This is a genomic window from Actinomadura sp. 1N219 (assembly GCF_044326405.1).
Classification (GTDB): domain Bacteria; phylum Actinomycetota; class Actinomycetes; order Streptosporangiales; family Streptosporangiaceae; genus Spirillospora.
In genome coordinates, this window is record NZ_JBIRAY010000005.1 from 355048 (window position 1) to 368197 (window position 13150).

The 13150-nt window shown below is 73.2% G+C and carries 10 protein-coding genes and 1 tRNA gene; 2 read left to right on the forward strand and 9 right to left on the reverse strand.

Annotation, left to right across the window (positions count from 1 at the left end; translation table 11 throughout):
- Positions 1-53 precede the first annotated feature (53 nt).
- Positions 54-848 carry a class II aldolase/adducin family protein gene (locus ACH35V_RS19125; protein ID WP_395973954.1) on the forward strand — a complete coding sequence of 265 codons (795 nt, stop codon included), beginning with the start codon at positions 54-56 and terminating at the stop codon, positions 846-848.
- A gap of 14 nt (positions 849-862) precedes the next feature.
- On the opposite strand, the gene ACH35V_RS19130 is transcribed toward ACH35V_RS19125, so the two are convergent.
- Entirely contained in the window at positions 863-2290 is a 1428-nt protein-coding gene (locus ACH35V_RS19130) for an ATP-binding protein (RefSeq protein WP_395973956.1), read from the reverse strand.
- Positions 2287-3921 (reverse strand): FAD-dependent oxidoreductase, encoded by a 1635-nt coding sequence (locus ACH35V_RS19135; protein ID WP_395973958.1) that lies wholly within the window; start codon positions 3919-3921, stop codon positions 2287-2289. Before ACH35V_RS19135 ends, ACH35V_RS19130 begins: the two co-directional genes overlap by 4 nt.
- Positions 3922-4030: 109 nt before the next feature.
- Between ACH35V_RS19135 and ACH35V_RS19140 the strand changes: the two genes are divergently transcribed.
- Positions 4031-5101: a Gfo/Idh/MocA family oxidoreductase gene (locus tag ACH35V_RS19140; protein ID WP_395973960.1), complete on the forward strand. Its 1071-nt coding sequence runs from the start codon at positions 4031-4033 to the stop codon at positions 5099-5101.
- Between the two features lie 12 nt (positions 5102-5113).
- Here ACH35V_RS19140 and ACH35V_RS19145 read toward each other — a convergent pair whose 3' ends face one another.
- The 7 genes from ACH35V_RS19145 to ACH35V_RS19175 form a co-directional block, all read right to left on the reverse strand.
- Positions 5114-6130 (reverse strand): hypothetical protein, encoded by a 1017-nt coding sequence (locus ACH35V_RS19145; RefSeq protein ID WP_395973962.1) that lies wholly within the window; start codon positions 6128-6130, stop codon positions 5114-5116.
- A gap of 215 nt (positions 6131-6345) precedes the next feature.
- Positions 6346-6786, reverse strand: a complete 441-nt coding sequence (locus tag ACH35V_RS19150) for an HNH endonuclease (RefSeq protein WP_395973963.1) — start codon at positions 6784-6786, stop codon at positions 6346-6348.
- Positions 6787-6811: 25 nt separating this feature from the next.
- A tRNA-Asn gene (locus tag ACH35V_RS19155) sits at positions 6812-6882 on the reverse strand.
- Between the two features lie 147 nt (positions 6883-7029).
- The gene (locus ACH35V_RS19160) at positions 7030-8028 is read right to left on the reverse strand and encodes a GNAT family N-acetyltransferase (protein ID WP_395973964.1); all 999 of its coding nucleotides are present in this window, start codon (positions 8026-8028) and stop codon (positions 7030-7032) included.
- 80 nt (positions 8029-8108) lie between these two features.
- Positions 8109-9092 carry a methylmalonyl Co-A mutase-associated GTPase MeaB gene (gene meaB / locus ACH35V_RS19165; protein WP_395973966.1) on the reverse strand — a complete coding sequence of 328 codons (984 nt, stop codon included), beginning with the start codon at positions 9090-9092 and terminating at the stop codon, positions 8109-8111.
- Positions 9089-11302, reverse strand: a complete 2214-nt coding sequence (gene scpA, locus ACH35V_RS19170; RefSeq protein WP_395973967.1) for a methylmalonyl-CoA mutase — start codon at positions 11300-11302, stop codon at positions 9089-9091. Before scpA ends, meaB begins: the two co-directional genes overlap by 4 nt.
- Positions 11299-13122, reverse strand: a complete 1824-nt coding sequence (locus ACH35V_RS19175) for a methylmalonyl-CoA mutase family protein (protein ID WP_395973968.1) — start codon at positions 13120-13122, stop codon at positions 11299-11301. The genes scpA and ACH35V_RS19175 overlap by 4 nt, the downstream gene beginning before the upstream one ends.
- Between the last annotated feature and the right edge of the window lie 28 nt (positions 13123-13150).

The following is a 13150-nucleotide window of genomic DNA, read 5'->3' on the forward strand; positions in this document are numbered from 1 at the left end:
CGGACCGCCGGAGATGGTGTTCGGTGGGGGCAGACGAGCCGAGGAGTGCGCCGATGTCCGACGAGGACGAGTTCCTGGAGAAGCTGCCGACCGACCTGATCTTCAAGCTGCCGCCGACGTTCGAGAACGTCGAGGACGAGCGCCGCCACCGCAAGGAGCGCCTGGCCGCCGCGCTGCGCATCTTCGGCAAGTTCGGCTTCGAGGAGGGCGTGGCCGGGCACATCACGGCCCGCGACCCGGAGCGCACCGACCACTTCTGGGTCAACCCGTTCGGCATGTCGTTCAGGCACATCAGGGTCAGCGACCTGATCCTGGTGAACCACGAGGGCAAGGTCGTCGAGGGCCGCTACCCCGTCAACGAGGCCGCGTTCGCGATCCACTCGCAGATCCACCAGGCCAGGCCGGGCGTCGTCGCCGCCGCGCACAGCCACTCCACCTACGGGCGGGCGCTCTCGGCGCTCGGCCAGAAGCTGGAGCCGATCACGCAGGACGTGTGCGCGTTCTACCAGGACCACGGCCTGTTCGACGACTACACCGGCGTCGTCACCGACCTGGAGGAGGGCAAGCGGATCGCCGCCGCGCTCGGCGACGCCAAGGCCGTCGTCCTGCGCAACCACGGCCTGCTCACGGTCGGCGACACCGTCGACGCCGCCGCCTGGTGGTTCATCACGATGGAGCGCTCGTGCCAGGTGCAGCTCCTCGCCAAGGCCGCCGGGCAGGTCGTCCCGATCGAGCACGACAACGCCGTCCTGACCCACGAGCAGATCGGCAACGACCTGGTCGGCTGGATCAATTACCAGCCGCTCCACGACCAGATCACCCGAGAGCAGCCCGACCTGTTCGACTAGTCGGACTGTTCCATCTAGTCCGGCTGGTCCGCGTTCTCGTCGGGCGGCTCGGTGAGCGGCAGCAGCACCTGGAAGCGGGTGTCGCCGGGCAGCGACTCGACCCGTATGTCTCCGTCGTGCCGGTTCGCCACGATGCGCCATGAGATGTCCAGCCCGAGGCCGGTGCCCTGCCCGACCGGTTTCGTGGTGAAGAACGGCGTGAAGATCCGGCCGAGGTTCTCCTCGGGGATGCCGGTCCCGGTGTCGCCGATCTCCACGAGGGCGTGGTCGTTCTCGCGCGCGGTGCGGATCGTGAGCGTGCCGGACCCCTCCATCGCGTACAGCGCGTTCACGATCAGGTTCGTCCACACCTGGTTCAGCTCCGCCGCGTAGACCGGGACGGGCGGCAGGTCCGGGGCGTAGTCGGTCTTCACCACCACGTCCTGGCCGATCTTGCGCTTGAGCATGGTGAGCGTGCTGTCGAGCAGCTCGCGCAGGTCGGCGCGCTGGTGCGCGGCGCGGTCGAGCTGGGAGTACTGGCGCGCCGAGTCCAGCAGCGCGGTGATCCGGCCCATCGCCTCGGAGATCTCCGCCTGGAGCTGCGCGACCTCCATCACCTCGGCGAGCCACCGCATCGCGCCCGGCAGGTGGTCGCCCGCCGCCGCCGCGACCTCCGCGGCCTGCTCGACGCCGATCCCGGCGGCGACCAGGCCCGGCGCGAGGTCCCAGGCGTCGCCGACGCCGTGCTCCTCCAGCCAGTCGCCCAGCTCGTCCTCGGCGTCGGCGACCTCCAGCGGGCTCCGCCTGGCCAGCTGCGGCTGGAGCGCGGGACGCAGCGCGACCAGGGCGCTGAGATGCCTGCAGTCGACGCCCTGCGCCGCGAGGTCGGCGAGGCTCTTCTGCGCGCCGAGCAGCCGATCGCCCAGCTCGGTGCTGGCCCGCGCCGCCGCGGCGGCCGGGTTGTTCAGCTCGTGGGTGAGCCCGGCGGTGATCGTGCCGAGCGCGGTGAGCCGTTCCCGCTGGTCGACGACCCGCCGGTTGTTGGTCATCCCGAAGAAGATGCCCTCCAGCAGGTGCGCGGCCATCGGGAACCACTTGCGGACGGACTTGCCGAACTTGCGGGCCGGCAGCACGAACATCCGGCAGTCCCGCGCCGCCCGGAGCGAGTGCTGGTAGATCTGCTCGATCTTGTCGCCCAGGTACGCCTGGACGGCGCCGCCGTAGGTGCCGGGACGCGACGTCCGGGTCACCTCGACGACGTGGCCCCGGACGTTCGTGGACAGCACCATCTCGCCGTCCAGGAGCACGTACAGGAACTCGGCGGGTTCGCCCTGCGCGCAGATCACGCCGTCCGCGGGGATCACCTCGACCGTCCCGTGCTCCGACAGCCAGGCCAGCTTGTCGTCGTCGAGGTCCTCGAAGAGGAACAGCCCCCGCAGCTCCTCGGGTGTCGTGGTGGTCATGCCTGCTCCAGGTAGCGGTGGACGAGCGCGACGGCCATGGCGCCGTCGCCGACCGCGGACGCGACGCGCTTCATCGACTCCGCGCGGACGTCGCCCGCGGCGAACACGCCGGGGACGCTGGTCTCCAGGTGGTAGGGCTGCCGGACGAGCGGCCATCCGGCGGGGCGGCGTCCCCCGGCGACGAGGTCGGGGCCCGTCAGCAGGTAGCCGAGCGGGTCGCGCTCGACGAACCCGTCCAGCCAGCCCGTGCCCGGCTCGGCGCCGATGAACACGAACAGCCAGTGCGCGTCGATGGTCTTCTTGCCGCCAGGCCACGCGAACGTGAGGCGCTCCAGCCGGTCGGCGCCCTCAGCCGCGCAGACCGTCTTGCCGGTGTGGACCTCGATGTTCGGCGTCTCGGCGATCTGCTCGATCAGGTAGTGCGACATCGACCGCTCCAGGCCGTCCGCCCGGACGATGACGTGCACCTTCCTGGCGTACTTGGCGAGGTGGACGGCGGCCTGCCCGGCGGAGTTCGCGCCGCCGACGACGGCGACCTCCTCGTCCGCGCAGGACGGCGCCTCGGTGAGCGCGGCGCCGTAGAACACCCCGCGCCCGACGAAGTCGTCCACGCCCTCGGCGTTGAGGCGGCGGTAGGACACGCCGGTGGCGAGGATGACGGCGTGCGCGGCGATCTCGGTGCCGTCCGCGAGCCGGGCGACGCGGGCCGTGCCGCGCGCCTCCAGCGCCGTGACCTCGCCGGCCTGGAGCAGCTCCGCGCCGAACCGGTCGGCCTGCCGGCGGGCCCGCTCGGCGAGCTGCGCCCCGGTCACCCCGTCGGGGAAGCCGAGGTAGTTCTCGATGCGGGAGCTCTGCCCGGCCTGCCCGCCGAGGGCGCGCCGCTCCACCACGACCGTGTCCAGGCCCTCCGAGGCGCCGTACACGGCCGCGCCCAGCCCGGACGGCCCGCCGCCGACGACGATCAGGTCGTAGAAGCCGGTGGACGGCGTCGTCGACAGCCCGATCACGGACGCCAGCTCGGCGTCGGACGGGGCGCACAGCGTCGTCCCGTCCGCCGTCACGATCAGCGGCAGTTCCGGGTCCCCGGCGGCGGCGACGAGCTGGGCGCCCTCCGGGTCGCCGTCCATCAGCCAGTGGTAGGGCACCTGGTGGCGGGCGAGGAAGTCGCGGACCTCGTAGCAGCGGGCCGACCAGCGGTGCCCGACGACGCGCAGCTCCCGGGGCGGGTGCCGGTCGGTCCGCGCCCACGCGTCGAGCTGGGTGTCGATCACCGGGTAGAACTTCTCGTCCGGCGGGTCCCAGGGCTTGAGCATGTAGTGGTCGAGGTCGACGACGTTGATCGCGCGGATCGCGGCGTCGGTGTCGGCGTAGGCGGTGAGCAGGACGCGGCGGGCGTACGGGTACAGGTCCATGGCGTGTTCGAGGAACTCCACGCCGTTCATCTCGGGCATCCGGTAGTCGGCGAGCATCACGGCGGTGTCCTCGCCGCGCAGCCGCAGCTCGCTCAGGGCGTCCAGCGCCTGCCGGCCGGACTCGGCGCGCACGATCCGGTACGACTCGGCGTACCTGCGCCGCAGGTCCCTGGCCACGGCCCGGGACACGCCCGGGTCGTCGTCGACCGTCAGAAGCACTGGCTTAGGCAACGGGCCCCCTCGTTCCTGTACATCCCTGGACGAAAGCCTACGTCGCGCCCGGACCCCGGCCCCGGGCGGCCGCCCCGCCATCGGTCATGATCGTGGCATGGACCTGCGTGTTGCGCTGATCGGATACGGGACCGGCGGCTCGGTCTTCCACGCGCCGCTGATCTCGTCCGTCCCCGGAATGCGGCTCGCCGCGGTAGTCACCGGGGACCCGGAGCGGCAGGCGGCGGTGCGGGAGCGGTACCCGGAGGCGGAGGTCGTGGACGGGCCCGACCGGCTGTGGGGCGCGTCGGGGAACTACGACCTGGTGGTGGTCGCGGCGCCGAACCGGCAGCACGTCCCGCTGGCCCGGACGGCGCTGACCTCGGGCCTCCCCGTCGTCGTGGACAAGCCGGTCGCCGCCTCCGCCGCGGACGCCAGGTCGCTGGCCGCGCTGAGCGCCGTCCGGGGGGTGCCGGTGTTCCCGTTCCACAACCGGCGCTGGGACGGCGACTTCCGCACGGCGCGGCGGCTGATCGGCTCGGACGTCCTCGGCGACGTCCGGCGCTTCGAGTCCCGCTTCGAGCGCTGGCGGCCCGAGGTGCGGAAGAGCTGGAAGGAGAGCACCGACCCGCGCGACGCGGGCGGCATCCTGTTCGACCTCGGCACGCACCTGATCGACCAGGCGGTCGCGCTGTTCGGCCGGCCGGGCTCGGTCTACGCGGAGATCGACACGCGGCGACCGGGCGCGGCGACGCCGGACGACGTGTTCGTGGCGCTGTCCCATCCCGGCGGCGTCCGCTCCCACCTGTGGGCGAGCGCGACGGCCGCGCAGCTCGGGCCGCGGTTCCGGGTGCTGGGGAGCCGCGCGTCCTACGTCGTCCCGGGGATGGACGCGCAGGAGGAGCAGCTCCGCGCGGGCCTCACCCCGGACGACCACGGCTACGGGATGGCCGCGCCGGAGTCCTACGGCCTGGTCGGCACGCCCGGCGAGGAGCGGCTCGAACCCACCGCGCCCGGCGCCTACCAGGACTTCTACGCGTCCGTGGCCCGCGCCCTCGGCGGCGACGCGCACCCTCCGGTGACGCTCGCCGACGCGATCACCGGCCTGGAGGTCGTCGAGGCCGCCACACGCTCCGCCGCCGAACGCGCCGTCGTCGACCTGGACGAGGCGCGGCGCGGCGAGAGATAGCGCCGCTCCGGCCTAGAGGACGGAGACGTGGACGTGGTCGTAGTGGTTGGCGGTGATGCTGCCGCGGTCCTCCATCTGGCGCCAGCCGCCGCTGCTGCGCATGTCGTAGATGCGCTGCTTCCAGATGACGTACTTGATCCCGAGCCGGGACGCGTTGCTGATCACGAACTGGGCGACCTGGTCGCCGTGCGCCTGCGCGGACGCGCTCGGCATCCGCCCGCCGGTGCTCTCCATGAAGTCGCAGGCCCGGCCGGAGCCGTGGTCCTGCGGGTCGCCGGGACGCGAGCAGCCGATGGACGGGAACGGCCCGAACCTGCCGTCGATCGCCAGCAGGGCGGTGCGCATCCGCGCGGTCATCGAGTTGCCCGTGATCGGGGACTTGGAGCCGCTCACGCCGTCGGGCCGGCCCGCGGGGGCCTGCGTCCTGGCGACCTCGGGCTTGTACTTGGCGAGCAGCTTCTTGACGCGGGTGCGCTGGCTCTCCAGGTCCTCGATCTCCTTCTTGACCGCGTCCAGCTTCGTGGCGGCCGTCGCCTGCGACTGCGTCGCCTTGGCGTTCAGCGCCTGCAGGGCCTGCAGCCGGCGGCTGTTGTTGCGGCTGATGTGCTCGACCACGGCGGCGTCGTGGACGGCGCTGCCCGGCTGCGCCGAGGAGATCATCGGGATGATGTCGAGCCGTCCGGTCATGTAGGCGGTGGAGGCGAGCCGCGCGATGCCCACGCGGGCGGCCTCGTACTCGCGGTCGGTCGCGGCGGCGTCGGCGGCGGCGCGCTCGGCGGCCTTCTTCGTCTCCTCGAGGGTGACGAGCTCGCCGCGGTAGTCCTTCGACAGCTTGGCCGCGCGCTTCTGGAGTTCCGCGTACTTCTTCTTGGCGTCCTGCGGCTCCTGCGGGAGCCTCGCCGCGCTCCCGGACGCCGGCGGCAGCGCCACCGCGAGGCCCGCCGCGAGGGCGAGGGCCGCGAGGCGCCGCCCCGCTCTGCGCCGCCCGCCCGAGCGGGCCGCCGTGCCGGTGGGATCGAGGGCCGCCACAGATCACTCCTAGATAACAAAGCTCAAGATTGGCGGCACGCTACCACAATCACCTAATTCGTCTCACATGCATCAGAAAACACATAGCGTGACATAAAGGCTACCGAAGGACCGTGTGGTCCACGATTCGGAGGCCGGACCGCCGCAATGCGGCGGTCCGGCTTCGGACAGGGCCGCGGATACGCCCTTGGATACGGCCCGGACGCGGCCCCGGTTCAAGGGCCGACGAGCTCGTCCCAGCGCGGGATCCGCGGCTCGGACAGCAGCCGCAGGCCCGCCTCGGCGAGCGTCCTGTCGCCCTTGCGGTTGTTGCACTTTCCGCAGGCCAGGACGGTGTTCTCCCACGTGTCGCCACCGCCGCGCGACTGCGGGTGGACGTGGTCGATCGTGTTGCCGCGCTTGCCGCAGTAGCAGCAGCGGCCCCGGTCGCGCAGGTAGACGCCGCGCTTGCTCCAGGGCGGGCGCCGGCCGTGCCGCCAGCGCATCGCGACGTACCTGACCAGCCGCAGGACGCGCGGCACGGGGAAGCTCCCGAAGGTGCGGCCCTCCTCCGCCTCCTCGACCACCGCCACCTCGCGGACCAGCATCCGGATGGCGTGCCGCAGATCCACCTTCTGCAGTGGCTCGTACGACGCGTTCAGGACGAGCACGTTCACCGGGTCACCTCCCTAGCCCGTGCCGCTCCCCCGCCAGGATTCGAACCTGAATATCCGCATTAACGGTGCGGCGTTCTCCCGTTGAACTACGAGGAAATGTTCCGGCAATTATCCGGCTCCGGGCATTTCCCGGAAGCCTTCATAAGAGTGCCGATACACGGGCACGGGAGGCAACGCATTTTCGTCCCGCCGCCGGGCTGCCGGGCGCGGCGCAGCGGGCCGCCGGAACTCAGCGGGCCGGGCTCAGCGGGCGGGGCTCAGCGGGCCGGGGAGGGCGTCGACGGGGGCCTGGTATTCCATGGACTCGCGTTCCATGCGGAAGCCGAGTTCCTCGTTGACGGCGAGCATGTGGGCGTTGTCGCCGGCGTTGTCGGTCTCGATCTCGCGGACCTCGGGGCGGGCCTCGGCCAGCCACCGGAGCATCGCCGCCTTCATCCAGATGCCGATCCGCCTGCCGCGGTGCTCGGGCACGACGGCCGTGTCGTACTGGCCGGCGCGGCGGGCGTCGTCGTGCGGGACGACGACCTCGGTGAACCCGGCGACGACGTCGCCCGACAGCGCGGCGACGGTGTAGAGGTCGTCGCCGCGCTTGGCGACGACCTCCTCCGTCTCGCGGACGCGGTGGGCGTCCCAGGGCGTGCCGCCCTCGTACTCGGCGAAGTCGGCCATGGCGTGCTTGGCGCGGGCGAGGGCGGTGGCGTGCTCGTCCGGCACCACGCCCCGCCAGCGGACGAGCCGGTACCCGGCGGGCGCGGCGGCCAGCAGCCGCGCGACCTGCTCGGGCGGGACGTCGTCGAGCCGCAGCAGCATGCCGCGCAGGGTCAGGACGCACTCGAAGCCGTGCCGCTCCAGGAACGGGACGGCGGGCGTGCCCGCGAGGACCTGCGCGATCACGCTGGTGCGGCCGTCGGCGCGCAGCCCCTCGGCCGCGGCGGCGAGCAGCCGCCCGCCGAGCCCGCGGCGGCGCAGCGGCGGTCTCACCTGGATGTCGATCTCGGCGGGACGTCCGGCGCCGGGCTCGCCGGGCAGCCGGAGCGCGGCCACCCCGGCCAGCCGGCCGCCGTCGGCCGCCCCCCACAGCCGCTGCCGCGATCCGGGCCCGGCGCCGAGCAGCCGCAGCGCGGTCTGCTCCGGGTCGGGGGCCGGGTCCCCGGCGGGGTCGGCGGCGTGGACGGCGCTGAGCACCTCGTGCCACTCCCGGATCTGCGCCTCCGTCGGATCATCGAGCGCGATGACGTCCATCCGACTGTTGTACCTGATCGGCGTGCCGCGCGACCGGCGGCCCGGGGCAACGCGGGGGTTTCGGACGTCGCGAACGAGGGTCAGCGGCCCCGCGAGAACGCCTCCAAGATCCGCTCGGCGGCCAGCGCGGGGGTGAGTGAGCCGTCCGCGACCTCCTTCTCCAGCAGGGGCGCGAGCCTGCGCACGGCGGGGTCCGCGTGCAGCTCGCCGAGGAGCCGCTCGCGGACCATCGCCCACGTCCAGCCGACCTGCTGGCGGCGGCGCCGGGCCTCCAGCTCGCCGGACTCGCGGAGCCGGTCGTGGTGCTCGGCGAGCTTGCCCCACACCGCGTCCAGCCCGGTGCCCTCCTTGGCGCTGCAGGTCAGGACGGGCGTGTCCCGGACGCGCTCGTCGCTGCGCAGCAGCCGCAGCGCGCCGGACAGCTCGCGGGCGGCGCGCTTGGCCTCCAGCTGGTGCTCGCCGTCTGCCTTGTTGACGGCGATGACGTCGGCCAGCTCCAGGACGCCCTTCTTGATGCCCTGGAGCTGGTCGCCGGTGCGGGCGAGGGTGAGGAACAGGAACGCGTCGACCATCTCGGCGACGGTCGTCTCGGACTGCCCGACGCCGACCGTCTCGACGAGGACGACGTCGTACCCGGCGGCCTCCATGACGACCATCGCCTCGCGGGTGGCCTTGGCGACGCCGCCGAGCGTCCCGGCCGTGGGCGAGGGGCGGATGAACGCGTCCGGGTCGGCGGCGAGGCGCTGCATGCGGGTCTTGTCGCCGAGGATGCTGCCGCCCGTCCGGGTCGAGGACGGGTCGACCGCGAGGACCGCGACCCTGTGCCCGTCGCCGGTGAGCCGGGTGCCGAGCGCGTCGATGAACGTGGACTTCCCGACGCCGGGCACGCCGGTGATCCCGACGCGGCGGGCGTTCCCGGTGTGCGGGGTCAGCTCGACCAGCAGCTTCTGCGCGAGGTCACGGTGGTCGGGGCGGGTCGACTCGACGAGCGTGATCGCCCGCGCGATCCATGCCCGCGACCCGTCCCGCACGCCGGCCGCGTAGTCGTCCAGGCCCGCTTTCACTGCTCTCCGTGGCCGAGCCTCGCGGTCAGCTCGTCCAGCAGGCCGGCCGCCGCGTCCGGGAGGACGGTGCCGGGCCCGAAGATCGCGGCGGCGCCGGCGGCGCGCAGCTCGTCGAAGTCCCCGGGCGGGATGACCCCGCCGACGACGATCATGATGTCGTCGCGGCCCAGCGCGGCCAGCTCGGCGCGCAGCGCGGGCACCAGCGTGAGGTGCCCGGCGGCGAGCGAGTTGACGCCGACGATGTGCACGTCGGCCTCCACCGCCTGCCGCGCGACCTCCGCCGGGGTCTGGAACAGCGGGCCGACGTCGACGTCGAAGCCGAGGTCGGCGAAGCCGGTCGCGATCACCTTCTGGCCGCGGTCGTGGCCGTCCTGGCCCATCTTGGCGACGAGGATGCGGGGGCGGCGGCCCTCGGCGTCCTCGAACGCGGCGGTCGCCGCGCGCGCCTTCTCGATGGCGGTCACCTGGCCCGCTTCCTCCCGGTACACACCGGAGATGGTACGGATCTGCGCGGCGTGCCGCCCGTACGCCTTCTCCAGCGCGTCGGAGATCTCGCCGACGGTGGCCTTGGCGCGGGCGGCGTCGATGGCGAGGGCGAGGAGGTTCCGCTCCAGGCCGGGCTCGCGGGTTCCGTTCTCTGCCGCCCCGGCGGCGCGGGTCAGGGCGTCCAGCGCGGCCAGCGTCGCGGGCTCGTCGCGCTCCTCCCGCAGCCGCCGCAGCTTGTCGATCTGCTGCGCGCGGACGGACGCGTTGTCGACCTTGAGGACGTCGATCTCCTCGTCGGCGTCCGGACGGTACTTGTTGACGCCGATGACGGGCTGCCGCCCGGAGTCGATGCGGGCCTGCGTGCGGGCGGCGGCCTCCTCGATGCGCAGCTTCGGCAGGCCCTCGTCGATCGCCTTCGCCATGCCGCCGGCCTGCTCGACCTCGGCGATGTGCCCCCAGGCGCGGCGGGCGAGGTCGTAGGTGAGCCGCTCGACGTAGGCGCTGCCGCCCCACGGGTCGATGGTGCGGGTCGTCCCGGACTCCTGCTGCAGGACGAGCTGGGTGTTGCGGGCGATCCGGGCCGAGAAGTCGGTCGGCAGCGCGAGCGCCTCGTCCAGCGCGTTGGTGTGCAGCGACTGCGTGTGGCCCTGCGTGGCGGCCATCGCCTCGATGCAGGTGCGGGCGACGTTGTTGTAGACGTCCTGCGCGGTGAGCGACCAGCCGGACGTCTGCGAGTGCGTCCGCAACGACAGCGACTTGGGATTCTGCGGATCGAATCCCTTCACGAGCTTCGCCCAGATGAGGCGGGCCGCGCGGAGCTTGGCGACCTCCATGAAGAAGTTCATCCCGATCGCCCAGAAGAACGACAGGCGGGGCGCGAACGCGTCGATGTCCAGGCCCGCCTCCCGCCCGGCGCGGATGTACTCGACGCCGTCGGCGAGGGTGTAAGCGAGCTCCAGGTCGGCGGTCGCCCCGGCCTCCTGGATGTGGTAGCCGGAGATCGAGATGGAGTTGTACTTCGGCATCCGCTGCGAGGTGAACGCGAAGATGTCGGAGATGATCCGCATGGACGGCTGCGGCGGGTAGATGTAGGTGTTGCGGACCATGAACTCCTTGAGGATGTCGTTCTGGATCGTCCCGGCGAGCGCCTCCGGCTCCACCCCCTGCTCGCCGGCGGCGGCGATGTAGAGCGCCAGGACGGGCAGGACGGCGCCGTTCATGGTCATCGACACGCTCATCCGGTCCAGCGGGATGCCGTCGAAGAGCTGCCGCATGTCGTAGATCGAGTCGATCGCGACGCCCGCCATGCCGACGTCGCCGGAGACGCGCGGATGGTCGGAGTCGTAGCCGCGGTGCGTGGCCAGGTCGAACGCGACCGACAAGCCCTTCTGCCCGGCCGCGAGGTTGCGGCGGTAGAACGCGTTGGACTCCTCGGCGGTGGAGAAGCCGGCGTACTGCCGGATCGTCCACGGCTGCGTCGCGTACATCGCCGGGTACGGGCCGCGCAGGAACGGCGCGATGCCCGGGTAGGTGTCGAGGAAGTCGAGCCCCGCGAGGTCGTCGCCGGTGTAGAGGGGCCGGACGCCGATGCCCTCCGGCGTGTCCCAGGTCTGGGCGTCGGGGTCCCGGCCGGTGGCGTCCGTGACGGCGGCGCGCCACCGCTTGGCGGCCTCGTCGGCGGGGGGCGCCGTCCCGAGCTCGATCTCGCTGAAGTCGGGGATCATTCGTTCACTCCCAGATCACGGAGGGCGGTCTCCAGCGCCTCGATCGCGTCGCATCCCGCGTACACGCCGGCGTCCACGCCCTCATAGGTTCCCTTACCCGCCAGCCAGACCTTCATCGCGCCCGCTTGACGGAGAACCCGCGCCGCCTCGGCGGCCTGCTCCTCGTACACCCCGTCGCTGGAGCAGAGGCAGGCGACGGTCGTCCCGGACGTCCCGAACTCCTCCGGCGGGCCGCCGACCGTCTCGATCCCGCCCGCCTGGAACAGGTTCGCGGCGAACGACGCCCGCGCCGTGTGGACGGCGACGGGCCCGAGCGTGGCGAGGAACACCCGCGGCCGCGCGCCGGTCGCCTCCGCGTGGGCGTCGGAGCGGTCGCGGAGGGCCTCGAAGTCCTGCGCGTACGTGACGACGGGGAGCCCGCCGCCGGGCGCGCGGGGCGCCGGGGCCCGCTCGGGGAGGGTCTCGGCGAGGTTGGGGAACTCGCTGACGCCGGTCAGCGGGGCCTTGCGCCGGGCGATGTCCTTGCGGCGGCGCGCCCATGTCGCGGCGATCCGGTCGGCGACCAGGCCCGATTCGAGGGCGGCGGCGAGCCCGCCCGCCTTCTCGATCTCGGTGAACCGGTCCCAGGCGGCGCGGGCGATGCCCTCGGTGAGGCTCTCGGCGTACCAGGACCCGCCGGCCGGGTCGACGACGCGGGCGAGGCTCGACTCCTCCAGCAGCAGCGTCTGGGTGTTGCGGGCGATGCGGCGGGCGAACCCGTCGGGGAGGCCGAGGCGGGCGTCGAACGGCTGGACGGTGACCGCGTCCGCGCCGCCGACCCCGGCGGCGAACGCGGCGAGGGTGGTGCGGAGCATGTTCACCCAGGGGTCGCGCCGCGTCATCATCGCCGACGACGTCACGGCGTGGATCCGCGCGGACGTCCCGTCGGCGGCCCCGCCGACCTCGGCGACCCGCGCCCAGAGGCGGCGGGCGGCGCGGAGCTTGGCGATCGAGGCGAACTGGTCGGCGTTGACGGCGAGGCGGAACTCGATCTGCCCGAACGCCTCGTCCACGCTCAGCCCGGCTTCGGTGAGGGCGCGCAGGTAGGCGACTCCCGCGGCGACCGCCGCACCCAGCTCTTCGGCGTCGGAGCCGCCCGCGTCGTGGTACGGGGTGCCGTCCGCGACGACGGCGCGCAGCTTCGGGAACTCGCGGGCGCACCGGACGGCCAGCGCGGCGGCGTCCTCCAGGGAGCCGGGCGTACCGGTGCGGGCGGCGAGGCCGAGCGGGTCGGCGCCGAGGGCGCCGGACGCGTCAGCCGCGTTCCCGCGCTCGGCGGCAAGAGAGAGGAACGCGTCCGCGGCTTCGGCCGTCTCCGTTCCCGCGTCCAGCGCGACGGGCGCGAGGTCGAGCAGGACGCCGCGCAGCGCATCCGCCAGACCCGCGACCGGGAGGCTCCCGCCGCCGAGCCGCAGCCAGATGGACGTGGCCCCGTTCTCCAGGTCGGCGAGGATCGCCTCGCGGGTAGCCGCGGAGTCGGGATGGGCGTGGAGCTGCCGGACGTCCCAGCCCGCGATGCCCTCGCCGTCGGGCCGCACCTCGCGGACGTAGGGCGCGAGCCCGGGACGTCCCGGCGGCGCGTCGTCGCGGGTGTAGAGCGCTGCGACCGGCACGCCGTCGTACGACTCGCGGGTCAGCAGACCTTCGATCTCGTCGAGCGGGGTGTCCTCCGCCGCCGCGCCGGACCTGCGCAGCACCCCCTTCACCATCTCCCGCCACCGGTCGCGTTCGGCCGGGGGGAAGGCGGCAGCCAGTTCGATTTCGTCAGGCGGCACCGTCATGTCCTGGATCGTAGGCGAGCGGCCGAAC